Origin of the sequence: Marinomonas sp. 5E14-1, from assembly GCF_039939215.1 — a bacterium.
Taxonomy (GTDB): Bacteria; Pseudomonadota; Gammaproteobacteria; order Pseudomonadales; family Marinomonadaceae; genus Marinomonas.
Window position 1 is genome coordinate 136,039 of sequence record NZ_JBDXMW010000004.1, and the last position, 25,693, is coordinate 161,731.

The 25,693-nt window shown below is 41.0% G+C and carries 24 protein-coding genes; 19 read left to right on the plus strand and 5 right to left on the minus strand.

All coding sequences use genetic code 11. From position 1 onward, the window contains the following. Positions 1 to 29 precede the first annotated feature (29 nt). On the plus strand, positions 30 to 638 hold the full coding sequence (gene ribA, locus ABFY09_RS04975) for a GTP cyclohydrolase II (protein ID WP_347983195.1): 609 nt from the start codon (positions 30 to 32) through the stop codon (positions 636 to 638). A gap of 110 nt (positions 639 to 748) precedes the next feature. On the opposite strand, the gene ABFY09_RS04980 is transcribed toward ribA, so the two are convergent. After that, positions 749 to 1,972 (minus strand): DEAD/DEAH box helicase, encoded by a 1,224-nt coding sequence (locus ABFY09_RS04980; protein WP_347983196.1) that lies wholly within the window; start codon positions 1,970 to 1,972, stop codon positions 749 to 751. A gap of 254 nt (positions 1,973 to 2,226) precedes the next feature. On the opposite strand from ABFY09_RS04980, the gene ABFY09_RS04985 reads away from it, so the two are divergent. The 3 genes from ABFY09_RS04985 to ABFY09_RS04995 all read left to right on the plus strand — a co-directional run bounded on the left by ABFY09_RS04985 (position 2,227) and on the right by ABFY09_RS04995 (position 4,891). Next, positions 2,227 to 3,072, plus strand: a complete 846-nt coding sequence (locus ABFY09_RS04985; RefSeq protein ID WP_347983197.1) for a polysaccharide lyase family 7 protein — start codon at positions 2,227 to 2,229, stop codon at positions 3,070 to 3,072. A 345-nt stretch (positions 3,073 to 3,417) separates the two neighbouring features. Beyond that, positions 3,418 to 3,978 (plus strand): DUF1415 domain-containing protein, encoded by a 561-nt coding sequence (locus ABFY09_RS04990; RefSeq protein WP_347983198.1) that lies wholly within the window; start codon positions 3,418 to 3,420, stop codon positions 3,976 to 3,978. Between the two features lie 79 nt (positions 3,979 to 4,057). Continuing rightward, positions 4,058 to 4,891, plus strand: a complete 834-nt coding sequence (locus tag ABFY09_RS04995; RefSeq protein WP_347983199.1) for a S1-like domain-containing RNA-binding protein — start codon at positions 4,058 to 4,060, stop codon at positions 4,889 to 4,891. Positions 4,892 to 4,946: 55 nt separating this feature from the next. Here ABFY09_RS04995 and ABFY09_RS05000 read toward each other — a convergent pair whose 3' ends face one another. Further along, positions 4,947 to 5,909: a 2-dehydropantoate 2-reductase gene (locus tag ABFY09_RS05000; RefSeq protein WP_347983200.1), complete on the minus strand. Its 963-nt coding sequence runs from the start codon at positions 5,907 to 5,909 to the stop codon at positions 4,947 to 4,949. Between the two features lie 84 nt (positions 5,910 to 5,993). Between ABFY09_RS05000 and ABFY09_RS05005 the strand changes: the two genes are divergently transcribed. After that, positions 5,994 to 6,479, plus strand: a complete 486-nt coding sequence (locus ABFY09_RS05005) for a YajQ family cyclic di-GMP-binding protein (protein WP_347983201.1) — start codon at positions 5,994 to 5,996, stop codon at positions 6,477 to 6,479. Positions 6,480 to 6,540: 61 nt separating this feature from the next. Here ABFY09_RS05005 and ABFY09_RS05010 read toward each other — a convergent pair whose 3' ends face one another. Then, on the minus strand, positions 6,541 to 6,861 hold the full coding sequence (locus ABFY09_RS05010) for an MGMT family protein (protein WP_347983202.1): 321 nt from the start codon (positions 6,859 to 6,861) through the stop codon (positions 6,541 to 6,543). Between the two features lie 60 nt (positions 6,862 to 6,921). Between ABFY09_RS05010 and ABFY09_RS05015 the strand changes: the two genes are divergently transcribed. From ABFY09_RS05015 to purF, 14 genes are all read left to right on the plus strand, one after another. After that, positions 6,922 to 7,392, plus strand: coding sequence for an FxsA family protein (locus ABFY09_RS05015; RefSeq protein WP_347983203.1), 471 nt, complete (start codon positions 6,922 to 6,924; stop codon positions 7,390 to 7,392). Between the two features lie 129 nt (positions 7,393 to 7,521). Then, positions 7,522 to 7,812, plus strand: coding sequence for a co-chaperone GroES (locus tag ABFY09_RS05020; protein ID WP_317005984.1), 291 nt, complete (start codon positions 7,522 to 7,524; stop codon positions 7,810 to 7,812). Between the two features lie 60 nt (positions 7,813 to 7,872). Further along, positions 7,873 to 9,519, plus strand: coding sequence for a chaperonin GroEL (groL, locus tag ABFY09_RS05025; RefSeq protein ID WP_347983204.1), 1,647 nt, complete (start codon positions 7,873 to 7,875; stop codon positions 9,517 to 9,519). Positions 9,520 to 9,688: 169 nt separating this feature from the next. Continuing rightward, positions 9,689 to 10,411, plus strand: a complete 723-nt coding sequence (locus ABFY09_RS05030) for an EAL domain-containing protein (RefSeq protein WP_347983205.1) — start codon at positions 9,689 to 9,691, stop codon at positions 10,409 to 10,411. Positions 10,412 to 10,559: 148 nt separating this feature from the next. Then, positions 10,560 to 12,764: a FimV/HubP family polar landmark protein gene (locus ABFY09_RS05035; protein ID WP_347983206.1), complete on the plus strand. Its 2,205-nt coding sequence runs from the start codon at positions 10,560 to 10,562 to the stop codon at positions 12,762 to 12,764. After that, positions 12,757 to 13,581 carry a tRNA pseudouridine(38-40) synthase TruA gene (gene truA / locus ABFY09_RS05040; protein ID WP_347983207.1) on the plus strand — a complete coding sequence of 275 codons (825 nt, stop codon included), beginning with the start codon at positions 12,757 to 12,759 and terminating at the stop codon, positions 13,579 to 13,581. Before ABFY09_RS05035 ends, truA begins: the two co-directional genes overlap by 8 nt. Further along, positions 13,565 to 14,182 (plus strand): phosphoribosylanthranilate isomerase, encoded by a 618-nt coding sequence (locus tag ABFY09_RS05045; RefSeq protein WP_347983208.1) that lies wholly within the window; start codon positions 13,565 to 13,567, stop codon positions 14,180 to 14,182. Before truA ends, ABFY09_RS05045 begins: the two co-directional genes overlap by 17 nt. Further along, a complete protein-coding gene (trpB, locus tag ABFY09_RS05050; protein ID WP_347983209.1) occupies positions 14,175 to 15,386 on the plus strand; it encodes a tryptophan synthase subunit beta in 1,212 nt (403 codons plus the stop codon). The genes ABFY09_RS05045 and trpB overlap by 8 nt, the downstream gene beginning before the upstream one ends. Next, positions 15,383 to 16,189 (plus strand): tryptophan synthase subunit alpha, encoded by an 807-nt coding sequence (gene trpA, locus ABFY09_RS05055; protein WP_347983210.1) that lies wholly within the window; start codon positions 15,383 to 15,385, stop codon positions 16,187 to 16,189. Before trpB ends, trpA begins: the two co-directional genes overlap by 4 nt. Before the next feature lie 31 nt (positions 16,190 to 16,220). Next, positions 16,221 to 17,087: an acetyl-CoA carboxylase, carboxyltransferase subunit beta gene (accD, locus tag ABFY09_RS05060; protein WP_347983211.1), complete on the plus strand. Its 867-nt coding sequence runs from the start codon at positions 16,221 to 16,223 to the stop codon at positions 17,085 to 17,087. Positions 17,088 to 17,091: 4 nt separating this feature from the next. After that, positions 17,092 to 18,348 (plus strand): bifunctional tetrahydrofolate synthase/dihydrofolate synthase, encoded by a 1,257-nt coding sequence (folC, locus tag ABFY09_RS05065; RefSeq protein WP_347983212.1) that lies wholly within the window; start codon positions 17,092 to 17,094, stop codon positions 18,346 to 18,348. Positions 18,349 to 18,351: 3 nt separating this feature from the next. Next, entirely contained in the window at positions 18,352 to 18,921 is a 570-nt protein-coding gene (locus ABFY09_RS05070; protein WP_347983213.1) for an SPOR domain-containing protein, read from the plus strand. 74 nt (positions 18,922 to 18,995) lie between these two features. Beyond that, the gene (locus tag ABFY09_RS05075) at positions 18,996 to 19,529 is read left to right on the plus strand and encodes a CvpA family protein (protein WP_347983214.1); all 534 of its coding nucleotides are present in this window, start codon (positions 18,996 to 18,998) and stop codon (positions 19,527 to 19,529) included. A gap of 76 nt (positions 19,530 to 19,605) precedes the next feature. Further along, positions 19,606 to 21,114 (plus strand): amidophosphoribosyltransferase, encoded by a 1,509-nt coding sequence (gene purF / locus ABFY09_RS05080; RefSeq protein ID WP_347983215.1) that lies wholly within the window; start codon positions 19,606 to 19,608, stop codon positions 21,112 to 21,114. A 70-nt stretch (positions 21,115 to 21,184) separates the two neighbouring features. Here purF and ABFY09_RS05085 read toward each other — a convergent pair whose 3' ends face one another. Both ABFY09_RS05085 and ABFY09_RS05090 read right to left on the minus strand, forming a co-directional pair. Beyond that, positions 21,185 to 24,346 carry an efflux RND transporter permease subunit gene (locus ABFY09_RS05085; RefSeq protein WP_347983216.1) on the minus strand — a complete coding sequence of 1,054 codons (3,162 nt, stop codon included), beginning with the start codon at positions 24,344 to 24,346 and terminating at the stop codon, positions 21,185 to 21,187. Positions 24,347 to 24,358: 12 nt separating this feature from the next. Then, positions 24,359 to 25,453, minus strand: a complete 1,095-nt coding sequence (locus ABFY09_RS05090) for an efflux RND transporter periplasmic adaptor subunit (protein WP_347983217.1) — start codon at positions 25,451 to 25,453, stop codon at positions 24,359 to 24,361. Between the last annotated feature and the right edge of the window lie 240 nt (positions 25,454 to 25,693).

Here is a 25,693-nt window from a genome sequence, read left to right on the forward strand (position 1 = left end):
GAAGAAAAGCCCCTATAAAGAGAAGCAGTATGAGTGATTTAACAATTAAGCGTCGGGTAGTGATTCCTGTGAGGGCGGGAGACGTGATGGCCGAATTTATTTCCTTTGATGGAGATGATTCTGGCAAAGAACATATAGGGATTTACTTTAAAGGTGGAGAGCCTAAAGCAGAAGATTATATTCCATTGGTACGATTGCATTCTGAATGTTTGACTGGCGATATTTTTGGTTCAGGTCGTTGTGACTGTGGTGAGCAGTTAGATGAGGCGATTGATCGCATGAATGAGGAAAGTGGCTATATTCTGTATTTGCGTCAAGAAGGCCGAGGAATTGGTTTGTACGCCAAGCTGGAAGCATATGCTCTGCAAGATCAAGGTTATGACACTTATCAAGCGAATGAAATGTTGCACTTACCTGATGATGGTCGCGATTTTGGTATTGCTGCCAAGATGCTTGAAGCGTTGGGGGTTTCTAAAGTTAGGTTATTAACTAATAATCCAGATAAAGCTCAACAGCTGACGGATAATGGTATTGACGTCGCTGAACTCGTACCCACGAAAGTGCATGTCAACCAACATAATCGTCAGTATTTAGAGACAAAAGCTAAACGTAAACTACATACTTTGAAATTTGATTAAAGCACTGAAGTTTAGTGTTTTTTGAGCAATAAAAAAGGCAATCATAAGGTTGCCTTTTTTATTGGTTTTTACGTTACCAATTTTGAACCATTCACTGAATGACCAAAAAATTACTTGGCGCTTTTCTTGGCTGACTTAACCTGCGCTTTTTTCTTTTTGCCTTTCTTCGCGCTAGGTGAGCGTGTTTTGGTTTTAGGTTCAAGACCTTCAATACGTCCAAACTTTATATTGGCTTGCATGAATCGCTGAATCTTTTCAATCATTGGAAGATCGTTAATATCAATTAAAGATATGCAGTCGCCAGGTGCGCCTTCACGAGATGCCCGGCCAGCGCGGTGAATGTAAGAGTCTGCTTTACGAGGTAGGCGCAAGTTAATCACGGTGTTGATTTCAGGCAAATCGATACCACGAGAGGCGACATCGGTAGCGACTAACACTTGTAATCGCCCGCGCTTCATTTGTTTCATGTGCTCACTGCGATCACCTTGTTTCATCTCGCCATGCAATCCATCACACATTAAGTTCATATTACGAACACGCTGTACCCACACATCCACGTGCTCACGATTGGAAACAAACAATACGGCTTGTTGTACACGTTCTTGTGTTAATAGGTGCTTTAGTACGGCTTCTTTATGTTCTTCGTTGTCTACACGATAAGCGATTTGGCGTATTTGGCTTGGGACAGTGCGAGAAGATTCACCGAGGCGAATTTGCTGTGTGTCACTGTTTAGCAAAGTACTGGCAAAACGCCCCATTTTTTCGCCTTCCAATGTGGCGGAAAACATGAGTGTTTGGTGCTCTTGTGGTAGCTCTTTTGCTAAGTGATTAATTGCATTAACAAAACCCATGTCTAGCATGCGATCTGCTTCGTCGATGACAAAGTAAGATACGTCACTTAAATCAAGCCACTGCTTTTCGTCTAGTTCTACTAATCTTCCTGGTGTTGCAACCAAGATGTCACATGGTTCACTAAGTTGCTGTTGCTGCATACCATAAGGCGTACCGCCAATAATAAGTTGTGAAGCTATACGTGTGTGTTGTGTTAGTTGCTCAACCACATTTAAAATTTGGCGAGCTAATTCACGGCTAGGCGCGAGAATAAGTACCTTTGGTGCAGTTGTGGATTGTTCATCGCGGTCAAGAATATGTTGGACTGCAGGTGCGCAGAAAGCGATGGTTTTTCCTGTTCCTGTTGGTGCCGTTGCAAGAAGGTCTGAACCATCAAGTGCAATTGGGATAGCTTGTTCTTGGATTTCTGTTGCTTCTTCAAAGCCTAAGTCGCTAATGGCTTGTTCTATGGTGAAATCCAGATCTAATTCAGCAAATGACATGTAAGTTCTCTGTAGCAGGATAAATAAAATGACTTGGTTTGTATGTCATTTCAAAAGGCTTATATTAAGTAGCTGTGAATGATACCTTGTTTTCTTTGCTTGCGAAATTGAAAGCCCATTAGAATCCATAAATCTTCATTAAGATGCAAAAGCGACATAAAATTTTTCAATTGCTTCTAGTTGTCAGTTAAATTTATTTGTATGATAAATAACTAGGCATAAGAAATTAATAAAAATAAATAGGGGATTACTCAATGAATCTTGATTTAATCAAAATGAATAGCATTGCTACTGCTATCTTAGTTAGTGGTTCCGTGTTCGCTGTAGATCGTGTTGCACCTGTTGAGTACAGCCAATATCAGCCAATTCTAGCGGAATCAAAACTGCAAGTATCCGATCCAAATGGTAAATCCGGTAATAAGAGTGAAGTAGCAACAGACAGTGATTTTACTGGTGTTGTTAATGAGCACTTTTATGTGGATAAAGCGATCGAGTCTCTTGTTTTTAATATGACAGGTTATAAAAACCGCAGCGAAGTTCGCATTCTTGATAACTTCGACACGTCTTTACCGAACACTTTCTATCATCTTACTGCTGACTTGATGCCAATCAATCCTCGCGAGTCTGTAAAAAATAGTGAATCTAAAAATGATGCTATGACATTCTTGCAAGTTCATAATAGTGGTAATGGTGAAAGCACCCGCGGTACGAGTGGTGAAGGTTATATCCCTCATCCACTAATGCGTGTTGTTTATGAAGCTGAGCGTAGTGGTAAAAAAGATCATTATTGGGCAATCATCAAAAATAATGCTGTTAACTGTGGCTCTAAGAGTGGTAACAAAGGAACGACTGAATGTAAGAATGCTTACATCAAATTGGATTTGGGGCCGGTTGATCCTAAAGCGCCAACGCATTTTGATATCGTAGTTGGTAATTCTAAAATGCTTATAAATGTGAATGGTGAAACAAAAGTTGATCATGACATTAGCTACTGGAAGCATTTGCACAGCTACTTCAAAGCAGGTGTGTATAACCAATTCAAAAACGGTACTAGTGAAGTTCACTTCAAGTCTCTTGAGTACAAAATCGAGAACAAATAGTTAGTGTTTTAAGCTTAAGGAAGGTGCGAATAAGTCTTCTGAAAGACCCGAAGGGCGTGGGCTAAACGCTTTTTATTCTTTGTTAAGCTTCTTGCCAATATGTTCATATTGGACTGCGAAGCTTGCCTCGAATAATAAAGGTTTTTCCATACGCTGAAGCCAGTGGACTTGTTCGTACCTTCCTTAAGTAATGGCTACTTTCATGTTGCATGAAAGTAGCCATTTTCTTTTGTAGCCTTTTTGATCTTCTTTTCTTTATTTGCTCATGCTTTCAGGTGTTGATGTTAGACCCTCTCTAAGCTTTGCTCTAAAATACCTTGAAATAATTTAATAAGAAGATGCGCTATGTTGCTATCAGATGAGTTAGTCATTGCTCAAACCACGAGTTGGGTTAAAGATTTTATTGTGGCGTTGAATGTTTGCCCATTTGCCAAGCGCGAAGTAGAAAAGGAAAGGGTTCGTTTTATTGTACTTCGCTCTAAAAAAGTGGAAGTGGCTTTAGAGGAGTTAATGGCAGAAGTTCAATGGCTGGATGAGCATCCTGAAACGGAAACTACCTTATTGATTTTTCCTACTTTATTTAAAGGGTTTCATCGCTACTTGGATTTTGTCGAGACAGCGGAAGATTTGATGTTTGATCAAGGTTGTGAAGGTGTTTATCAGCTTGCTACTTTTCACCCTGATTATTGTTTTTCTGGTGCTGAGCCAGACGATGTATCGAATTATACAAATCGCTCGCCTTATCCTATGCTACATCTATTAAGAGAAAATAGCTTAGATAAAGCGATTGAGTTTTATGGTGATACCTCTGAAATCCCAAATCAAAATATTGATAAAATGGAATCCCTTGGCAAAGCTAAACTAGATGACATGTTTGCGAATTGTATGAAAGCGAATGATGACTGATTTTAGAATCTAAAAGCGTTCCTGTTGCGCTTACTTGTGAAGTGCGTATAGTGCGAAAAAAATATTTGCCGGAGAAATTATGGCCACACAAATTGGGCGCTTAAATACATTAAGAGTTATTAAAGAGAAAGATTTCGGTGTTTATTTGGATGCAGAAGAGTTGGGTGAAATTCTATTGCCAAAACGCTATGTTCCTAAAGACCTTATGGTAGACCAAGAAATTGAAGTGTTTGTTTACCTAGATTCAGATGACAAGCTTATTACAACAACCGATTTTCCTAAGGCGCAGGTTGGTGAGTTTGCAGCGTTGACAGCTATTGCCGTGAATCAAGTTGGCGCATTTTTCGATTGGGGTTTACCTAAAGATTTGCTTGTGCCTTTTAGTCAGCAAAAAAATCGAGTAGAAGAGGGCGAAACGCATTTGCTTTTTATCTATTTGGATAATATTACCAACCGAATTGTTGCAACGACAAAGGTCGATGCACTACTAAATAGAGAAGAAGCGCCTTATCGTGTAGGCGATAAAGTGTCTATTGTGATTGGTGATAAAACCAATATCGGTTTCAAGTGTGTGATCGATAATCGATTCTGGGGTGTTCTGTTTTTTGAGGATGCTTTTAGACAGTTGCGAAAAGGTGAGAAAACCACTGGCTTTATTAAGCAAATGCGCGAAGATGGCAAGATAGATTTGAGTCTTCAGGAAGTAGGCTATAAAAAAGTTCGAAACATTCTTGATGATGTTCTGGATTATCTTGATGCGCAGGGTGGGGAATCACCTTTAACAGATAAAGCTTCACCAGAAGCCATTTATGCCGTATTTAAAGTCAGTAAAGCAACATACAAAAAAGCTTTGGGTGCACTTTATAAAGATAAGAAAATTTTGTTAACAAAAGAAAAAGTAACTAAACTCTAATTTAGCCAATTTTTTGGTTCTATTGAAGATACTTTTGTTTGTTAGTGAGAGGCTACTAAGTAAGACTTAGTAGCTTTTTTTTGCTTTCTTCGCGCAGTTCTGGGAAGGCAATACCGTTGTAGAGTAGCTTTTGGATGGGGAGCTCAATGGGGCTGTTTTTGATTAAAAAACCAGAAATAAATTCATTTTCCGTCGGGCGATTCTGCCTTATATCTTCATACATTGAAGAGCGGTTGAGTCGAGTTAGTTGGGCGATGGTATTGACTCGACTCTTTAGGTTATCAGAAGTTAAGTGTTGACTTTGTTCTACATAATCAAATTTGGAGTGAGAGAAAACACCAGCCAGTTCGTCAGTTATTGCTTCAAGCAAAGGCTTATATTCTTCGTTTAAAATGTCGCCGTTATGCATTGAAAAGAGTGCAGTCATAGGGTTGATGGTGGCATTGACTGCGAGTTTTTCGATAATTTTTTGGTGTATGTTAGCGACAGTCAAATGACTCAAAGGGAATATGCGCGCAGGGGATGTAGGTGTCCATTGGCCAAAGTAAGTGTCTCCAAGACCAGTGTGTTTTACGTGATTGGAATCTAGCTTTAAAACGCCTTCACTTGTTACGCCGGCCCATAAAGTTTGATTGTCCGATAAAGTGTTTTGTAGTTCGTCTTGAGCGCCTATGCCGTTACATAGGCAGGCAATGTCGGCGTCTTCTGATACTTTTGATGCGATTTGTAAGAAAGCATTTTTTAAATCGAAGGACTTAGTGCACAGCATGACTTTGTTGTAGTTTTCGATGTTGTCTTGTTCTAAAAGTTTTTGGGCGGTAAAGCTTTTGATCTTATGCTCGGACCTAATGTTTTTATTTTGCTCCGTGGTATCCGATATGGAATCTAATGTGATTTTTTTTCCTGGGTTTTCTGAACGGTATACGAGGTGTACTTTGTGACCGAGTACTTGTAGCTTACAGGCCCAGAAAAGGCCTATAGCACCGGCACCTACGATAAGCCAAGGTGTATTCTTCATAATAGGTTCCATTAGGTATTTTGTTTCAATCCCTGCTATTATCGCTCCAAAAATACATGATTGGAAATGCAAAGGAGTAAAAAAATGCCATCATTTGATGTCGTCTCTGAGCTAGATTGGCACGAAGTCACCAATGCGGTTGATCAAGCCAATAGAGAAATTACAACACGTTATGATTTCAAAGGTGTTAAGGCAAGTTACGAAGTTAAAGACAAATCAAGTGTCGTAATGGAAGCAGAGGCTGAGCCTCAACTTCGTCAAATGTCTGACATTTTAAATCAAAAGCTGGTTAAGCGTGGTATAGATTTAAAAAGCTTAGAAAAAGAAGCCATAGAAAAAGGCAACATGAGTGCCTCTCAAGCAGTAAGAATGAAAGAGGGTCTTGAGACAGATGAAGCCAAAAAAATCGTCAAAATGATCAAAGAGAGCAAAATTAAAGTCCAGGCTCAAATTCAAGGCGATCAACTTCGTGTGACCGGAAAAAAACGTGATGACTTGCAACAAGTTATGGCGTTGCTGCGTGGCGCAGATCTTGCTCAGCCAGTACAATTTACCAACTTTAGAGATTAATTTCTAAGTTCTTATTACGAAAGGAGAGCTGTGGCTGGCTCTCCTTTTATCATTTTTCCTTTTATTTGCAGTTGGTCAATTCATTGATCATTAGTTTGTTTCCAACTATTACCCAACCTTCGTCTTCAAGCTTTGTGCGCTGCCTCAAGTGAGCGTCAGTGTTCTCTGCAAAGCTAATTTTCCCTTGAGAATTAACTACTCGAAACCAAGGTAGCTTAGTGTCCTTGGGTAAAAGTTTCATTAATCTGCCAACTTGTCTTGCATAGCCAGGAAAACCTGCTTGTTTAGCAAGTTCACCGTAGCTGATGTATTCTCCTGAGGGGATTTCACTCAAAATAAGCAGTACTTGAGATTTAAAATGCTCCATTGCTTGATTAGTCACTAGTTTGCCCATAGATAGAAGTTGATTGTTGGATTTAAGCATAAAACAAAGAAGGTTTTCATGAGATTTGCTTTATTAATATTTATTTTGGTTCCCATCGTCGAAATGACTGTCTTAATTCAAGTTGGTAGTGAAATAGGTGCGTTGGCAACAATTGGTTTGGTGTTTCTTACCGCTATTTTGGGTGTGACTCTGATCCGTAAGCAGGGTTTAGAAACCTCTTTAAAAGCTCAAGAGAAAATGCGCCGTGGTGAATTGCCCGCATCAGAAGTCGCAGAAGGCCTAATGCTTATTTTTGCCGGTTTGTGTTTATTAATTCCTGGTTTTGTTACTGATGCAATGGGGGCTGTGTTACTGGTGCCGCCATTGAGAAAACTGTTTGCTGCTGGACTTATTGTAAAGTTCATTAGTTCCATGATGGCGAAAAGTACTCAATGGCGAGGTGGTCAGGCTTATTCATCCGAAGAAAATGGCGAAATCATTGAGGGTGAATATGTGAATGAGGAAAATGATTTAATAGATAAAAAATAATTTTAATTTAGAGGGTTGAATTCTAAATTACTAACCGTATATAAAAGCTCGATAGAGATTCTTGCTTGTAAGCGAGATAAGTCCTGCCAGGGGATTCCTGGTATTGTTTTAAATTGGAGAAAATGATTGATGAATATTCGTCCTTTGCACGATCGTGTCGTTGTTCGCCGTAAAGAAGAAGAGACAACAACCGCATCTGGTATCGTTCTACCTGGATCTGCAACAGAAAAACCTACGCAAGGCGAGGTTTTGGCTGTAGGCACTGGTCGTATTCAATCCAACGGTGATGTAAGAGCGCTTGCTGTTAACGTTGGTGACACTGTGTTGTTTGGTCAATACTCTGGTCAAACAGTGAAGATCAATGGTGAAGAACTACTTATTATGAAAGAAGAAGAAATCTACGGCATTGTTGAAGCCTAGTTTCTCTTTGTAGTTTATATTCGATTTGTAACATTTAAAACAGTTTAAAGGTATTACAGAATGTCAGCTAAAGAAGTTAAATTCGGAGACAGCGCTCGTCAACAAATGTTGAAAGGTGTAAACGTTCTTGCAGACGCCGTTAAGGTGACTCTTGGGCCTAAAGGTCGTAATGTTGTTATTGAAAAGTCTTTTGGCTCACCGCTTGTGACAAAAGACGGCGTAACCGTAGCGAAAGAAATCGAACTAGAAAATAAGTTCGAAAACATGGGTGCTCAAATGGTTAAAGAAGTTGCATCACAAGCAAATGATGTGGCAGGTGATGGTACAACAACAGCGACTGTTTTGGCTCAAGCGCTAGTAACGGAAGGTCTTAAGTCTGTTGCTGCAGGCCGTAACCCAATGGATCTTAAACGTGGTATCGACAAGGCGGCTGAAGCGGTTGTAAAGGAAATTGCCACATTGTCTACACCTTGTGCAGATACAAAAGCAGTTGAGCAAGTTGGTACTATTTCAGCTAACTCTGATGCATCTGTTGGTAAGATCATTGCAGAGGCAATGGAACGCGTTGGTAAAGAAGGTGTTATTACTGTTGAAGAAGGTTCTGGCTTCGATGACGAACTTGCAGTGGTTGAAGGTATGCAGTTTGATCGCGGCTACCTATCTCCTTACTTCATCAACAACCAAGAAACTATGAGTGCGGAATTAGAAAATCCATTCATCCTTTTGGTTGATAAGAAAATCTCTAACATCCGTGATCTGCTACCAGTATTGGAAGGTGTTGCAAAGGCATCTCGCCCATTGCTGATCATCGCTGAAGATGTTGAAGGTGAAGCATTGGCGACCTTGGTTGTTAACAGTATGCGCGGGATTGTTAAAGTTGCAGCGGCTAAAGCGCCTGGCTTTGGTGATCGTCGTAAAGCAATGTTAGAAGATATTGCAATTCTAACAGGTGCAACGGTTGTTTCTGAAGAAGTGGGTATGACGCTTGAAGGTACTACTCTTGAGCAACTGGGTACGGCTAAGCGTGTTACTTTGACAAAAGAAAGTACAACGATTGTTGATGGTGCTGGTGTTGAGTCAAGCATCAAAGGTCGTGTTGAGCAAATTCGTGCAGAAATTGCGAACTCTTCTTCTGAATACGATAAAGAAAAACTTCAAGAGCGCGTAGCTAAGTTAGCCGGTGGAGTTGCAGTTATCAAGATTGGTGCGGCAACTGAAGTAGCAATGAAAGAGAAAAAAGCTCGTGTAGACGACGCTCTTCATGCTACTCGTGCAGCGGTTGAAGAAGGTGTTGTTGCTGGTGGTGGTGTTGCACTTGTTCGCGCTTTGACAAAAGTTATCGACCTGCAAGGTGATAACGAAGATCAAAATGTTGGTATTGCTCTTGCTCTACGTGCGATGGAAGCGCCAATGCGTCAAATCGTAACTAATGCAGGTGATGAAGCCTCTGTTATTGTCGATAAGGTTAAGCAGGGCGAAGGTAACTATGGTTACAACGCTGCGACTGGCGAATATGGCGATATGTTGGAAATGGGTATTCTAGATCCAGCAAAAGTTACACGTTCTGCGCTTCAAGCGGCGGCTTCTGTTGCAGGTCTAATGATCACAACTGAAGCAATGATTGCTGAACTGCCGAAAGAAGAAGCTGCTAGCATGCCTGATATGGGCGGCATGGGCGGCATGGGTGGCATGGGCGGGATGATGTGATCCCTCTTTAACCCAGAACTACTTAAGAAAGCCTCGCGTAAGCGGGGCTTTTTTTGTTTTGCTTTATTTTCATTAACTGCATGAAATAAAAGAAAATTATAGTTATTTGGGTGTGTTTTTTGTAATCTATAGGCTTTAATGAGATCCATTCTTCTTTAGGTGTTTTTTGATGGGGCGCGTGTCGCAAGAGATTTTATTGGAACTGCTAGAGGCTAGACGCTTTGGTGTCGAGTATCAGCCTATTGTTGAGCTAAAAACAGGCGATATTTTTGCTTATGAGGCTTTGTCACGATTTAAAGACTCTAATGGAGAGTTTATTCGTCCTGATTATGTGTATGCTTCTTTGCATGATAGCCCGTTATCTTTGTTTCAAGTTGAGCTTGCTCAGAAAAAAATCCAATTTGATTATTTATCAAGGCAGCAGAAAATTTTTGTTAATCTTGATCAGGATGCATTTTATGCTTCAGGTCAAAAAGAAGAAGATAATCCTTTTATTAAATTGATCGAGCAGACAGGCCGAGAGAGGGTTGTGGTTGAACTTATTGAAAACTCAGAGATGAGTGACGCTATTATGAGTTTATCTATGATTGAGGTATTCGATAAGTTACAGATAAAAACTGCGTTAGATGATTTGTGTAATCCTAAGTCAATGTTGTCTGTTTCTGTGTTGCAATTAGTGGAATGGATTAAGTTGGATCGGTATGTTTTGAAAAAGCGTGCAGATGTTAATTTCATGGTGTTTGTTTCTAAGATAATAGATTTCGCTCATGTGACTGGGAAAAAGGTGGTCTTAGAAGGAATAGAGAGTGAGGAAGATGTGTTTTTTGCTCGGTCTATAGGTGCAGATTTTGTTCAGGGCTTTTATTATCGTGATCGTTTTTTGAATTATTAATGGGCTTCCTAACCATTAAAAATGATTTTTTAGTGATTCACCTTACTATAGTGCAAACCATTGATTCTAAAGCTATTGATAAATGCTTACCTGTGTAAGATACTTGTTAATATATTCGCGTCCATATTTTGTAAATAAAGGGAAGATTATGCTCAGAAAAACCCTCATTAGTATTGCTGTTTCAGGAGCTTTGTATGTTTCTAACAGTTACGCATTGGAGTTGGGTGAGTTAACCTCTCAATCAAATTTGGATGAACCTTATCGTGGTCGAATTGAACTTTCTGATGTCGGCGCTTTAACAAGTGAAGATATTCTGATTCGTTTAGGTAGTGAGAGTGAATTCCGTCAAGCAGGGTTTGCTCCGACAAGAGTGCTATCTCAATTGAGTTTTGAAGTGGCTCGTGAAAATGGAGAGTTAGTCGTTGAGGTTTCTTCGGAAACACCATTGGATGCAGATGAGCTGCACTTTATTTTGGCTGCACGTTGGCCAAGTGGGCAAGTCGTTAGAGAGTACCAAACACCACTCAATCAGTCTGCTCTAGTTGAAAAATCACAAGAAGAAGTGATTCAGGTGGCACCAGTTTCTGGCTCAAGTGTTACAGAAAAAGCTCCTGTAACAGGGTCTGTTTTCCGAGATGCTATAGTTGAAGCAGAGAAGTTATCTCCAGCAAGACAATTAGACGTTGTAAAAGGAAACACACTTTGGTCTATTGCTGACCAAAACCGTCCTACCAATCAATTAACCATCTATCAAACAATGATGGCGATTCAAGCCCTCAATAAAGATGCGTTTTATTCAGAAAATATTAACCTTTTAAAAGAAGGCGCTATTTTAAGGCTTCCAACACAGGATCAAATAGCGCTCTTTAATAAAACCATTTCACAAGAAGAATTTCAGCGTCAACATGATGCTTGGATGGCTTTGAAATCCTCTAATGGTGTTGGTGGTGTTGAGCAGGCTCAACTTAATACGCAAGCGAATGCAAAAGATGCAGCGACAACAGCGGAAGTATCCGAAGATAAACTGACCTTATCTTCAGGGCAAAGTTTGTTGTCGGAAACCACTGCGAGTTCCAATACTGGTGAAGCTAATAATGCCACAATCAATTCATTGCAAACTGAGCTTTCAGCTTCTCAAGAATTATTAGATAAAGAGCAACGAGAGAAAGGTGAGCTTTCTAGTCAGTTAGGCGAATTAAATGAACAACTAGCAACCTTGGAGCGGTTGATTACTCTAAAAGATAAACAGCTAGCTGATTTACAGCAACAATTCGCTAGTGCTCAACAGGCGTTACAAGAGCAGAAAAATACGGTTGATCAATTATTAGAAGCAGACCAAATACGCCGTGAAAAAGAGCAAGCGGAGGCTGATTCTTTAGTTAATAGAATATTCGGCAACCCTATCATTGTGTCAATTGGCGCTGTAGTTTTGTTGCTCTTTGGATTTTTAATCGGCTTGATCATGCGTCGCTCAGGTAAAGTGGTAGGTGAGTCTACTGCTACACAAAAAGATGAGTTTGATCTTTCTGCTGCGGCTGCTTCCGCAGCTGTAGCTGCACCAGTGATCTCAGATCAAGTTGTTGACACAGCAGATTCAGAAGAGGACGTGGAAGAGGAAGACCCATTCGCTTTTGATTTTGATGTGGCTGATGAAGAAGATGATATCGACCACTTTGATTCTTTTGATGAAGGTTTTTCTTCTACAGATGAATCTGAGCTAGTTGATAATGAAGATACAGATTTCTCAGAAGACCCAGAGACTGAATTAGAAAGTGCTACAGAGGAAGAAGAAACAGATGAAGATGTGTTTGCCGCTTTTGAGCAGACTGATGACTTACCTGAACCATCGATAGACCTTAATGAAGAAAATGATTTAGAAGAGTTTGCTGCTGATATTCCTACTATGGAGCTTGAAGATGTTGATGCTTTAACAGATTCTGATGATATAAATAGTGAAGAAGAGTCTTTTGTTTCTAATTTGTTGGATGATTCCGAGCAAGAAGATGTTGATGAGTCTGCAATTTTTAGTGGTATGTCTAATGACTCTTTAGCTAATTCTATTGAGGAGACTCTCGCTGAAAATCAATCAGCTGATGATGAAGCTGAAATGCCTGCCTTTGGTGAAGCTGAAGCGGCGGAAGATAAAGAAGTCAGTGATGATGAAGAGGAATTTGACTTCTTTGATGCCAGTGGTGATGAAGTGGCAACTAAATTGGATTTAGCTCGAGCTTATATGGATATGGGAGATGAAGAGGGCGCGCGCGTCATCTTAGAAGATGTTGTCGAATCTGGTAATGAAAAACAAATTGCTGAAGCACAAAATATGATGGAGCGAATGTTCCCAAGTGACTAAAAAAGTTGTACTCGTTGTTGAATATAATGGCTCGTCCTACAAGGGCTGGCAGGCGCAAAAATTTGGTGTTCCAAGTGTTCAAGAAAATTTAGAAAAAGCATTGGCGGTTATCACAAATCATCCAGTCAAAGTGATTTGTGCTGGCCGTACTGATTCTGGTGTTCATGCAAGTGCTCAAGTGGTTCATTTTGAAACAGATGTAGAGCGAAGTGAGCGAGCATGGACGTTAGGGGTTAATACTTACCTTCCATCCGATATTTCCATAGTTGCTGCTCGTAATGTCTCAGATGATTTTCATGCTCGCTTTAGTGCTGTGAGCAGGCGTTATCGATATGTTATTTATTCCTCAGATCTTCGTCCTGCGATTCTTGCAAAAGGAGTGACTTGGACTTATAAAAAGCTTGATGCCGATGCGATGAAAGAAGCGGCTAAAGTGTTTTTGGGGACTCATGATTTCACCTCTTTTCGTGCTGTAGGATGTCAGGCTAATACGCCAATTAGAACGGTATTAAACTTTAATGTTCAGAAATTAGGACAGTACATTGTTTTAGATGTTCGAGCTAATGCCTTCTTGCATCATATGATTAGAAATTTTGCTGGTGTGCTCATGACGATTGGTGCAGGAGAGAAGCCTGTATCTTGGGCGAAAGACGTTTTAGAAGCAAAGGATCGATGTCAAGGAGGGATTACTGCACCACCAGATGGGCTTTATTTTGTTGATGCACAATACCCAGAATCCTTTAATGTGCCGACAGCCCCTCTAGGGCCTCATTTTTTGCCTTACATAGAAGAGCCATCTTATGACTTGCCGCGTTAAAATTTGTGGTATTACAAATATAGAGGATGCGCTAATGGCGTGTCGACATGGTGCTGACGCCTTGGGCTTTGTGTTTTATGAAAAGAGCCCTAGATATGTTACCCCTGATGTGGCGAACGCCATAGTTTCACAGTTACCTCCCTTTGTTACTCCTGTTGCATTATTTGTTGATGCAGATGTCTCCATTATTGATTCTGTTGTAGGTAAAAACTCTCGTTGGGTTATTCAGTTTCATGGCTTCGAAAATGAGGTAGAATGCGCTTCGTATAATCGCCCTTACATGAAAGCTTTGCGAGTAAAGGAAGGTGATGACATTGCCGCGTTGGTTGATCAGTATTCAACGGCAACGGCTATATTGTTGGATGCCTATAAGCCAGGCGTTCCAGGTGGTACGGGGGAGCAGTTTGATTGGACTTTAATTCCAGAAGAGTTGTCGAAGCCAATAGTCTTAGCTGGCGGTTTAACTCCGGAAAATGTTGCCGAAGCGGTGGAACGGGTTTCACCTTACGCTGTTGATGTAAGTGGTGGTGTAGAGTTATCTAAAGGCATCAAAAGCGAAAGCAAGGTTCAAAAATTTATTAGTGGAGCAAAATGTGGATAACAAAGATATTAATCTAGATTTACCCGATTCTCATGGTCGCTTTGGTGCGTATGGTGGGGTATTTGTATCCGAAACCCTTATGTCTGCATTGGATGATCTTGCGAAAATGTATGATCGTTTATCTAAAGACGCTGAGTTTCAAGCAGCGTTTGATTATGATTTAGCACACTATGTAGGCCGTCCATCACCACTGTATTTTGCGGAACGTCTGACAGAAAAAGCAGGCGGAGCAAAAATTTATCTAAAACGTGAGGATTTAAATCACACAGGCGCTCATAAAATAAACAACACAATTGGTCAGGCGTTATTGGCCAAGCATATGGGTAAGCCAAATATTATTGCCGAAACTGGCGCTGGTCAGCATGGTGTTGCATCTGCAACTGTTGCTGCACGTTTAGGTTTAAAGTGTAAGGTTTTCATGGGTGCTGAAGACGTCCGCCGACAATCTTTAAATGTTTATCGAATGAAATTACTTGGCGCGGAAGTAGTGTCTGTTGAGTCGGGTACAAAAACACTCAAAGATGCATTAAATGAAGCTATGCGTTATTGGGTAGGCAATGTAGATGACACTTTCTATATCATCGGCACTGCGGCAGGTCCTCATCCTTATCCTAAATTAGTTAGAGATTTTCAGGCTGTTATTGGGCGCGAGATAAAAGCTCAGTGTATGGCCCATGAAGGTCGATTGCCTGATGCTGTTGTGGCTTGCGTCGGCGGTGGCTCAAATGCAATTGGTATGTTTCATCCTTTTATCGAAGATGAAAATGTGGTGATGTACGGTGTTGAAGCCGGTGGTGATGGCATTGAAACTGGCCGACATGCTGCGCCTTTAAGTGCAGGGCGTCCAGGTGTATTGCATGGTAACCGAACTTATGTGATGGCAGACGATGATGGTCAAATCATAGGAACGCACTCTATTTCTGCTGGCTTGGATTACCCGGGTGTTGGTCCTGAGCATGCTTGGTTGAAAGATATCGGTCGTGCAAATTATGTGGCGATCAATGACGATGAGGCAATGGAGGGCTTCCGCGATTTAACTCGTTTAGAAGGAATTATGCCGGCCTTGGAATCAAGTCATGCAGTTGCTTACGGTATGAAATTGGCTGCGACGATGGAAAAAGATCAAATTGTTGTGATTAACCTTTCTGGTCGTGGTGATAAGGATATTCTTACTGTTGCAGAATTAGATGGGATAGAAGTATGAGCCGCATAAAACAATGTTTTGAAAATTTAAAGAAGTCTGGTAAAAAAGCGCTGATTCCGTATATTACCGCAGGAGATCCAGCACCGGGTTATACTGTTTCAATGATGCATTCTTTAGTGGCATCCGGTGCTGACGTGATTGAAATCGGAATGCCGTTTTCAGATCCAATGGCAGATGGTCCAGTTATCCAATTGGCGTGTGAACGTAGCTTAGCTGCTGGCACAAGTGTTAAGAAAGTTTTACAGGTCATTGCGGAATTTCGTGAGACAGATAAAGACACGCCAATTGTATTGATGGGTTATTTGAATCCAATAGAGTTTTTTGGATATCAAGCATTTGCCGATGCAGCAAATAAAGCTGGTGTTGATGGCATTTTATTAGTTGATCTGACTCCAGAAGAGGCGACAGATGTAGTAGAATGCTTCCAGCAGAATGAAATTGATCTGATTTATTTGTTATCACCTACAACGACACCTGAGCGCGCTAAGAAAATTTGTGATCTGGCGTCAGGTTATGTGTATTACGTTTCTGTTAAAGGTGTAACGGGTTCCGCCGAATTAGATGTCGATAGTGTCAAAGATCATGTTGATTCATTGCGCGCCGTAACTGATTTGCCGATTGGTGTTGGTTTCGGAATTCGAGATGCTAAAACAGCTGCTGCGGTTAGTAAGTGTGCTGATGGCGTTATTGTTGGTAGTGTTTTAGTAAATGCTATTGCGGAAAATAAAGACAGAGAAAAAGAATACATAGCTGACGCTTTAGGTGCTATTTTGACACCAATGCGTATTGAAATGGACGCTTAAGCGGCAGCAAACAAGTAATGTGGAGAAAAAAATGAGTAGTTGGCTAGATAAGTTTGTACCTTCCATTGTGCGCAGTGAATCGAAACGCGGCACATCAGGTTCTGTTCCTGAAGGTTTATGGAAGAAATGCCCAAAATGCGAAAACGTATTGTACCGCCCAGAATTAGAGAAGAATTTGGATGTTTGTCCTAAGTGTGAGCATCACCTTCGTGTTAGTGCTCGACGTCGTCTAGATATCTTCTTGGATAAAGAAGGCCGCTATGAAATCGCAGCGGATCTTGAGCCTGAAGATAAATTGAAGTTTAAAGATTCAAAACGTTATAAAGACCGTCTTGTTGATGCTCAAAAGAAAACAGGCGAAAAAGACGCATTGATCGCTATGCAGGGTGCACTAAATGGTATGCCTGTTGTTGCTGTTGCTTTTGAATTTAATTTCTTAGGCGGCTCTATGGGGGCGATTGTTGGCGAACGTTTCATTCAAGCTGTGAATGTTTGTTTAGAAAAACGAATCCCTCTAATTTGCTTCTCTGCAAGTGGTGGTGCTCGTATGCAAGAGGCATTGATTTCTTTGATGCAAATGGCGAAAACCAGTGCCGGTTTAGAACGCATGAAGCAAGAAGGTATTCCTTATATCTCTGTTATGACAGATCCAGTATTTGGTGGTGTGTCCGCTTCTTTGGCTATGTTGGGTGATTTGAATGTGGCTGAGCCAAATGCTTTGATTGGCTTCGCTGGCCCTCGTGTTATCGAACAAACAGTTCGTGAAAAACTACCAGAAGGTTTTCAGCGTAGTGAGTTCTTATTAGATAAGGGCGCATTGGATATGATCATTAAACGTTCAGAAATGCGTGATCGTTTACATAACATCCTATCGATATTGACGAACAAGGTTGCTTAATTAAATGACTCAAAGGTCATTATCAAGCTGGCTTTCATATATTGAAAGTCAGCACCCCTCTGAAATAGAGTTAGGTCTGGATAGAGGGAATGAGGTTTTATCTCGTCTAAACCTTTCTCGTCCAAAGTGCAAAGTTATTACTGTAGCTGGCACCAATGGCAAAGGCTCAACTTGTGCCATGTTAACTCAGTACTTTTGTTCCCAAAAATATTCTGTCGGTACCTATACCTCTCCTCATTTTATAGCCTTTAATGAACGAATTGCTTTAAACAATTCACCTTGTGAAGACGATCTGATATGTCAGGCATTTGAAGTGATCGAAGCAGCAAGAGGAGACATTCCTTTAACTTACTTTGAATTTAGTACTCTAGCCGCTTTATGGGTGTTCGATCAGTCTGAATTAGATTACTGGGTGCTAGAAGTAGGATTAGGTGGAAGATTGGATTCCGTCAATATGATAGACACAGATGTGGCTGTTATTACGTCTATTTCTTTGGACCATACGGATTGGTTGGGGAGTGACCTTGATGTTATTGCTCATGAAAAAGCAGGCATCGCTAGAAAAGACAAGTTATTGATTAGTGGTGTAGTAATTCCGCCAAAATCCATTGCGAAAACCGCTTTACAAGTAGGTGCTGATTTACGACAAAAAGGTCAGGACTTTCACTTCCTAGCCAGCGAATCAAGCTGGTCATGGAGTGGCTCTGGTTTGCAATATACAGATTTACCTATTCCTTCGCTTCCTTTACAAAATGCCGCTACCGTTGTTGCTATATTAGTCTTTATGGGAATGGAACCTTCCCCAGACGATCTTATTGCGCTTTTTACAACAGTACAGCTGACAGGGCGCTTTCAAAAAGTAGCAAGTTCTCCAGATGTCTTTATTGATGTTGCTCATAATCCGGAAGCCGCCATTGAGCTTGCTCAGAGAATAAAACAATTTCCTAAGCCTCCGATTGCTGTTTGTGGCATGCTAAAAGATAAAGATATCTCAAGTGTCATAAAGCATTTATCAAGTAGCTTTTCGAGTTGGTTTTGTTGTGATTTAGAAGGTCCAAGAGGGTCTAAAGGTAAGGAGCTTGCTGATCAAGTAATTATTAGCGACTCTAATCTTGAGTTTCATGTTAAAGCTTCCCCTTCGGTTGCTGAGGCGTTTGATTCAGCCATTGCTAAAGCAAAATTAGAAGAACGTTCCGTCGTTGTATTTGGCTCCTTTATAACCGTCTCAGATTATTTGGCTATTGGCCAATCAAAAGAGTGATTTATGATTGATAGAACCATAACCTACAGACTTATTGGCGCCAGTATTATGGTGCTTTCAGCTGCGATTATTTTGCCTCTGATTTTAGATGGAGAGCGTCCACCTGAGTTAGATGTTCAGGTTCAAGTAAGTGAGCCGCCAGAGCTTCCTACGTTAAAAATTGCCCCTGTTCAACCTGTAGATACCTTACCGATTGAATCATCCGAAGATCAGAAAGAGCCTCAAGAAATTAGCCTTATTCCTGTTCCGAAAGCAGCGCAAGATGTGGATGAACCAATAAAACAAGCTGCGCCTAAAACTTCAAAAAAGGTTGTTGTAGAAAAGCCAGCACCTAAAGTGGTCGCGGATCGTTGGGTTGTGCAGATTGCTAGTTTTAAGAGCAAAGATAACGCGACTCGTTTGGTTGAAAAGCTCAAGCTGGCAAATTATGACGCTTACAGCACAACGACAAATAATTTGTATAAGGTGTTTGTCGGACCAGAGTTTAAAAGAGAGACATCAGAAAAGATTAGAAACGAGATCAAAAGCAAATTCAGCTTGTCTGGTATCGTCGTAAAATTCTCTACGAATTAAACAAGCTTTTAGTTTTCAGTATTTGGAATATATTGCTGTTCTGTTAAACTCCGCAGCGATTTTTAGAGGTATTCATGGAACAAGTAAACTCGATGTCGACATTGGATTGGCTAATCGTTGCAGTGGTGGTTCTTTCTACTTTACTTAGCTTAAAAAGAGGGTTTGTGAAGGAGGTTTTATCTCTTCTGACTTGGGTTGTTGCCTTTGTGGTGGCAATCAAATTCTCTGATCAAATGCAGGCTTTACTGGTTGATCAAGTGCAAGATGACCGCATTCGTTATATCGTTTCGTTTGTTTCTTTGTTTATTGCTTCATTGATTTCTGGTGTATTAGTAAGCTTTTTACTCAGTTCGCTGATACAAGTGACCGGCTTGTCTAGTACAGACAGGGTTTTGGGCATGCTATTTGGTTTTGCTCGAGGGAGCTTAATTGTTGTTGCTTTTGTGTCTTTGCTCAGTTTGAGTCCAGCGATAGAACAAGCAGAATTTTGGAAATCGTCGCAGTTGATTCCTCAATTGGGACAGTTGAATGAATGGACACGTGAAATGTTAGGCAAGAGCTCGGATTTTATGGATTCGACTCTCATGGACCGTGTTCTTGGTAGTTAGTTGCTTTAGTAGCAATAAAATAAGTTAAGATTTCTTACGGTGTTTGCCGTAATTCCCCAACACGAGGATCTATAACATGTGTGGTATCGTTGGTGTCGTTGGCACGTCCATAGTTAACCAGTCAATTTTTGATGCGTTAACGCTTCTTCAGCATCGTGGGCAAGATGCTGCGGGCATGGTAACCAGTCACAATGGACGTTTATTTTTACGTAAAGATAATGGTCCTGTGAGTGAAGTATTCCGTACTCGCCATATGAAAAAATTGCTAGGTAATATCGGCATAGGACATGTTCGCTATCCGACTGCAGGAACATCCAGTTCAGCAGAAGCACAACCTTTCTACGTTAACTCTCCTTACGGAATTTCTCTTGCGCATAACGGCAACTTAACAAACACAGCAAAATTAAAGCGTGAAGTATTTGAATCTGACTTACGTCACATTAATACCACGTCTGATTCCGAAGTGTTGGTGAACGTTTTAGCCCATGAACTTCATGAAGAAGGCAAATTAGTTCCTAATCCAGAAGATATCTTTAATGCTTTAGAACGTGTTTATAAGCGTATTGAAGGTGGTTATGCGGTAGTTGCCTTGATCACAGGCTACGGCATTTTAGCTTTCCGTGACCCTGATGGCATTCGTCCGTTGATTTATGGTTCTAGACAAACTGATACAGGCATTGAGTACATGGTGGCATCTGAAAGTGTTGCTCTTGATGCTGCTGGTTTCAAAATTGAGCGTGATGTCTTACCTGGTGAAGCGATTTTCTTTGACGTGAACCATAAAGTTCATGTTCGTCAGTGCACACCGAAGAAGCCTGCGCGTCCTTGTTTGTTTGAATATGTTTATTTTGCTCGTCCTGATACCGTAATTGATTCAATTTCAGTTTACAAAGCGCGTATTAACATGGGTGATCGTCTAGCTGCGAAAATTCAACGTGAGTGGGTTAATAATGATATTGATGTGGTTATTCCTATTCCCGATACGAGCCGAACCGCTGCTCTGCAAATTGCGCAAGCGCTAAACATACCTTTCCGTGAAGGATTAGTTAAAAACCGTTACATCGGTCGTACCTTTATCATGCCTGGTCAGGCAGTTCGTAAAAAATCGGTACGTCAGAAATTAAACCCAGTGCCATTTGAGTTTAAAGACAAGACTGTTCTATTGGTTGATGACTCCATCGTTCGCGGTACAACTAGTAAAGAAATTATTGAAATGGCTCGTGAAGCCGGTGCTAAGAAAGTTTACATTGCTTCGGCTGCTCCTGAAGTCCGTTACCCAAATGTTTACGGTATTGATATGCCTGCAGCACAGGAGTTAATTGCTCACAATCGTGATGTGGATCAGATTTGTGAATTAATTGGCGCAGATAAGTTAATTTTCCAAGACTTACCTGATTTGATTGATGCATGTATTGATGAAAAACACTCTGATGTTCGTGAGTTTGATACTTCTGTATTCGATGCGACTTATATTACGGGCAATATAGACAGTGATTATTTGGCAGGTCTTGAAGGTGTGCGTAATGACTCCAATAAGTCTGCGATAGAAGACGTGCAAGCAAGTGATATGATGCATCCTATGTAACCTCTTTCTTGTTTAACACCTAAACAAAGCCAAGCATAACGCTTGGCTTTGTTGTTTCTAGGTAAGGGATTTATTCTACTGAGTTAATAAGTGAGACGTTTGAGGTAGTTTCTTGTTGAAGAGCCTCAAGCTGTTTTCTTTCTTTTCTACGATAACCAAGTACTAACAGACAAGGCGTTAAGATCAACGTAAGTGGTGTGGCAAACGTTAATCCGCCAGCAATAGCAGTAGAAAGTTGTGTCCACCATTGAGCAGAAGGAGCACCAACACTTAATGACTGATGTGTTAAGTCTATGTTTAACTGAAACACCATTGGGATTAGTCCAAGCACGGTTGTGATCGTAGTTAACATAACGGGGCGCAAACGTTGAACTCCCGTACGAATGGCTGCTTCACGCACCATCATCCCTTGCTTACGTAAACCGTTAAAGGTATCAATCAGGACAATGTTATTGTTGACTACAATACCGGCTAAGGCGATGACTCCAACACCACTCATAACAACACCAAAAGGCTGACCTTTAAGCATGAGCCCGATGAAGACGCCCATGGTTGAAAAGACAACCGCACTCAATATCAACAAGCATTGGAAGAAGTTGTTAAATTGGGTGACAAGAATGATCGCCATAATGAAGAAAGCAACACCAAAAGCTTTCAATAAAAAGACCATCGATTTTTGCTGCTCTTCGGTATTACCCCGGAATTCATAACTGACCGTTTTGTCGATATTGGCGTTATCCAATTCAATTTTAATGGCTTTAATGACTTCATCAACGACTAAACCGTCTTTTACGTCAGCATCAATTTGAACGGCTTTTTTACCGTCTGTGCGATTTATTACACCTTGTTTTGGTGCAGCATAACGAGTGATAAAATTGCTCGCAGGAATGCTTCCTTGATTGGTTGGTATTTGTAACTGATCAAGTTGATCCAAGCTACGTTGATTGACTGGATAGCGCAAAACAATGTCTACTTTGTCATCTGCGCCTTCTGGTAAAAAGTCGCTTAATGTAATGCCTGTGGTGACCAGTTTAATAACATTGCCAAGGCTATTAACATCAACACCATAGCGACTTGCTTCAGCTCGATTAATATCTATACGCCATTCAATCCCATTTAAAGATCTATCGTCATTGACCGTGACGATTTCTTCTCTTTCAAACAACTTTTTACTGATCTCGTCAGCTGCTAGATAGAGTGCTTCCGAGAAATTAGAAGTAAGCTGTAATTGAATATCCGCACCGGATTGAGGTCCGCCTTGTTCTTTTTCTGCGCTCACTTCAATTCCAGGAATTTGCTTCGTCCTTTCGCGGATGCGATCCAAGATGATGCTCGCTGGCTCACGCTGGTACCAATCAACAAATTCCAAACTGATTGAGCCTATACTATCGGGCGATGCGTTATTTCCGGGTGTTGCGTAGGAAGTCGTCACAATGCTTTTTAGTTCAGGAGTACCTATAAGTTGTAGTTCAACCTGTTTGACTAAATCGTCTTTTTCATCAAGAGATAGATCGCCACGGGCCCGTATCTCCAAGTTGGCGGATTCAGGTTCTATGTTAGGGAAGAATTCAACCCCTTTACCAAACTTCCCATAAATCATGAGCACACTAATAAGGAGGGTAATGGTGAACATTAATACCCAAATTGGTCGCTCGACTAAACGGGTTAGCATTCTTCCATAAAAACCAGTAGCGCCTGTCAGTTCGGTTAAGTCACCGCTTTCAGTAATGCGTATAGCCTGTAACGTTTTTTCACTGTAAGCACCTTTCTTACCAATCATTGAGCCAATGGTAGGAAGTACTATCAGCGCCATTACCAACGAGGAGGCCAGTGTTGCGATAATGGTAATTGGCATGAATTTCATGAACTCGCCAACGATATCAGGCCAAAAAAGCAAAGGCATAAAAACAGCAAGCGTGGTTGCTGTTGAAGCCGTAATTGGCCAAGCCATACGCTTTGCAGCTTCACTGTACGCTTGTCGTTTCGATGCGCCTTCGGCTAACTTTCGATCTGCATATTCAGTGACTACAATGGCACCATCAACCAACATGCCGACACTGAGTATTAAGGCAAACAAGACAACCATATTGATGGTGTAGCCTTGTAAATCTAATAGCAAAATACCAGATAGAAAAGCACCAGGAATCGCCAAACCGACTAGTAAAGCACTTCGAATACCGAGGGCCCAGACAATCACAATCATAACTAAAAGAGTGGCTGCTAAGACGTTATTGAAAAGATCGTTTAAAGAGGTTTCTATGTCGGTCGATTTATCCCCAGTTAAATTGTATTCAAGGTTTTCTGGCCATTGCTTACTCTCAGACGCGATAACCTCTTTTACAGCCTCAATGGTTTCAATAATGTTTTCGCCAACGCGTTTCGATACCGCTAAGCTGATACTGCGTTTACCTTCAACGCGAGCATAGCTGCTTGGATCTTCAAAGGTCAGTGCCCCCGTTGCAATATCACCTAATAGAACAACTTGATCGCCTTCTGCTTTAATCGGTAAATTGAGAATGTCTTCTTTAGTTTTAAGTAGGCCTGGAACTTTTAGAGAAAAGCGGCCCGCGCCCGTATCAAGATTACCCGCAGCGACAAGTCGGTTATTGCCTGAGACAAAATTGGCGACATCTGTGAGAGATAAATTATAGGATTCAAGCTGTTCTGGGCGAATAATGATTTGTGCTTGTTGATCACGGTCACCACTAATAGTCGCTTCCAAAATGCCATCAACCGCTTCGATAGCGTCTTGAAGGTTCTTCGCTGTGCGGCTTAATGTCGCAAAATCCACATTACCCGATAGGTTGACGCGCAATACGGGAAACGTAGATAAATTGATTTCTGTGACGGTGGGTTCGTCTGCATCATCAGGTAATTCACTTTTCGCTCGGTCGACCTTGTCTTTCGCATCAATAATAGCTTGATCTATGTCTACGCCAGACTCAAATTCCAAAATAATAGAGGCATGCCCTTCAGAGGCGGTCGATTTTAATTCCTTTAAACCCTCGAGTCCTTTCAGCTCTTTTTCCAAAGGATGGACTAATAGGCTGTCCGCGTCTTCTGGAGAGATGCCTTCTAAGGAGACAGAAACATAGGCAAGAGGAATGGTAATGTCTGGGTCATTTTCTTTGGCTATTTCGATGTAAGATACTACGCCCATAACAAGAATTAGGACAAAGAACATCATTACGGTTCTGGAGCGAGCTAAAGCCGCCTCAATCAAAGTTTGCATGGCTGAGCTTCCTTAGTCTTTGTAATGTGCGTCAATTTCATCACCAGCAGACACAAATCCTTGTCCAACAGTAATAATATTCACATTATCAGGTAGGCCGCTGACCCATACTTGGTCTCGTTCAGACTTCACAATAGTCACTGGAGAAATCACCACTCGATTGTTAATGTCGATGGTTTTGATTGCCGTTTTTCCAGTATTGTCCAATGTGAGTAATGCAGGTGAAAATGCATGTGCCTTTTGTTCGTCTATGGTGAAGTCAACCGCTGCGGTTAATCCAGCCGGAATAATATTATCTGGATTATCTACTTGTATTTCGACCGTAATGGTTCGGCTTGCTGCGTTGGCGGTTGTATTTATATAAGAAACAAACCCTTCGGCTTCGTAGCCTGATTCAAGTCGAATTTCTCCAGGTGTGCCGAGTTTGATTTGCTGAATCTTATTCTGCGGAATGTTCACACTCACCTTAATGGGATTCAAAGAGACTAATGTGCCGATGGTATCACCAGCAGCAATGACTTGGCCTTCTTGAACATCTAATGTGTTTAAAATGCCGGAGAAGGGCGCAGTAAGAATGGCATTCTCTAAATCGACCAATAATCGGCGCTCTGCTGACTTTGCGCTGGCTAATTCGGTTTCTGCTTGAGCTAAACTCACCTTAGAAGAGTAATTGTTGGCTGCTAACTGCTTAACTCCCTCTAGCTCTAATATCCTTTGTTTGACGAGCAGCTTAGCTTGGTCGATTTCGGCTTTTAGTGTTCGAGTATCAATTTCTAAAAGAGGTGTTCCTTTTTTCACAAAGGAACCTTTTTCGATTGGTAAATTGGTGATTCTACCCGGATAGGTATTAATCAAAGATAAGGTTTCATCCGCTTCTGTTGTGCCACTAAGCGGCAAATGCATTTCAATGGTACCAGCCGTCAATGTTTTTGCTTGAACGGAATAAATAAGTTTGGACTCTACCGTTAGGCTGGAAGTCGTATTGTTTTTTTGGCTTGATTCGGAGGGGCTAACCGTAACGCCATTTCCACCAATAAGCATCCAACCTACTGCGATAGCGGTTAAAACAACAGCAGTGATGGGTCCTACTTTATTTTTGAGCTCCATTTAAGGCTCCATAAATGAAAATTTATTATGAATTGTTTTCTTAGATAATGGCTAATGATGTACTTTTCTTCAAGAATTGTCAGGATTATATCTAGGTTATTATCTGAGTTAATGACGCTGCTTGCTAAATGTTTATTTTATTGTCTTTAGGTTAATTATTTTTAGAGGCTTAGCTATGGGTATGTACTGATTCTTTTGTTAGAAGAGTGATACTATATCGCCACAAAATTTTTACATTAT

Excerpts from the sequence above, each read along its gene's own strand:
- ABFY09_RS05085 (WP_347983216.1), bottom strand. The coding sequence starts at position 24,346 with ATGCAAACTTTGATTGAGGCGGCTTTAGCTCGCTCCAGAACCGTAATG.
- ABFY09_RS05030 (WP_347983205.1), top strand. The coding sequence starts at position 9,689 with ATGGGGCGCGTGTCGCAAGAGATTTTATTGGAACTGCTAGAGGCTAGA.
- ABFY09_RS04985 (WP_347983197.1), top strand. The coding sequence starts at position 2,227 with ATGAATCTTGATTTAATCAAAATGAATAGCATTGCTACTGCTATCTTA.
- groL (WP_347983204.1), top strand. The coding sequence starts at position 7,873 with ATGTCAGCTAAAGAAGTTAAATTCGGAGACAGCGCTCGTCAACAAATG.
- ABFY09_RS04980 (WP_347983196.1), bottom strand. The coding sequence starts at position 1,972 with ATGTCATTTGCTGAATTAGATCTGGATTTCACCATAGAACAAGCCATT.
- accD (WP_347983211.1), top strand. The coding sequence starts at position 16,221 with ATGAGTAGTTGGCTAGATAAGTTTGTACCTTCCATTGTGCGCAGTGAA.
- ABFY09_RS05075 (WP_347983214.1), top strand. The coding sequence starts at position 18,996 with ATGGAACAAGTAAACTCGATGTCGACATTGGATTGGCTAATCGTTGCA.
- ABFY09_RS05015 (WP_347983203.1), top strand. The coding sequence starts at position 6,922 with ATGAGATTTGCTTTATTAATATTTATTTTGGTTCCCATCGTCGAAATG.
- ABFY09_RS05020 (WP_317005984.1), top strand. The coding sequence starts at position 7,522 with ATGAATATTCGTCCTTTGCACGATCGTGTCGTTGTTCGCCGTAAAGAA.
- trpA (WP_347983210.1), top strand. The coding sequence starts at position 15,383 with ATGAGCCGCATAAAACAATGTTTTGAAAATTTAAAGAAGTCTGGTAAA.
- ribA (WP_347983195.1), top strand. The coding sequence starts at position 30 with ATGAGTGATTTAACAATTAAGCGTCGGGTAGTGATTCCTGTGAGGGCG.
- ABFY09_RS05045 (WP_347983208.1), top strand. The coding sequence starts at position 13,565 with ATGACTTGCCGCGTTAAAATTTGTGGTATTACAAATATAGAGGATGCG.
- ABFY09_RS04995 (WP_347983199.1), top strand. The coding sequence starts at position 4,058 with ATGGCCACACAAATTGGGCGCTTAAATACATTAAGAGTTATTAAAGAG.
- purF (WP_347983215.1), top strand. The coding sequence starts at position 19,606 with ATGTGTGGTATCGTTGGTGTCGTTGGCACGTCCATAGTTAACCAGTCA.
- ABFY09_RS05035 (WP_347983206.1), top strand. The coding sequence starts at position 10,560 with ATGCTCAGAAAAACCCTCATTAGTATTGCTGTTTCAGGAGCTTTGTAT.
- folC (WP_347983212.1), top strand. The coding sequence starts at position 17,092 with ATGACTCAAAGGTCATTATCAAGCTGGCTTTCATATATTGAAAGTCAG.
- ABFY09_RS05070 (WP_347983213.1), top strand. The coding sequence starts at position 18,352 with ATGATTGATAGAACCATAACCTACAGACTTATTGGCGCCAGTATTATG.
- ABFY09_RS05090 (WP_347983217.1), bottom strand. The coding sequence starts at position 25,453 with ATGGAGCTCAAAAATAAAGTAGGACCCATCACTGCTGTTGTTTTAACC.
- ABFY09_RS04990 (WP_347983198.1), top strand. The coding sequence starts at position 3,418 with ATGTTGCTATCAGATGAGTTAGTCATTGCTCAAACCACGAGTTGGGTT.
- ABFY09_RS05000 (WP_347983200.1), bottom strand. The coding sequence starts at position 5,909 with ATGAAGAATACACCTTGGCTTATCGTAGGTGCCGGTGCTATAGGCCTT.
- ABFY09_RS05005 (WP_347983201.1), top strand. The coding sequence starts at position 5,994 with ATGCCATCATTTGATGTCGTCTCTGAGCTAGATTGGCACGAAGTCACC.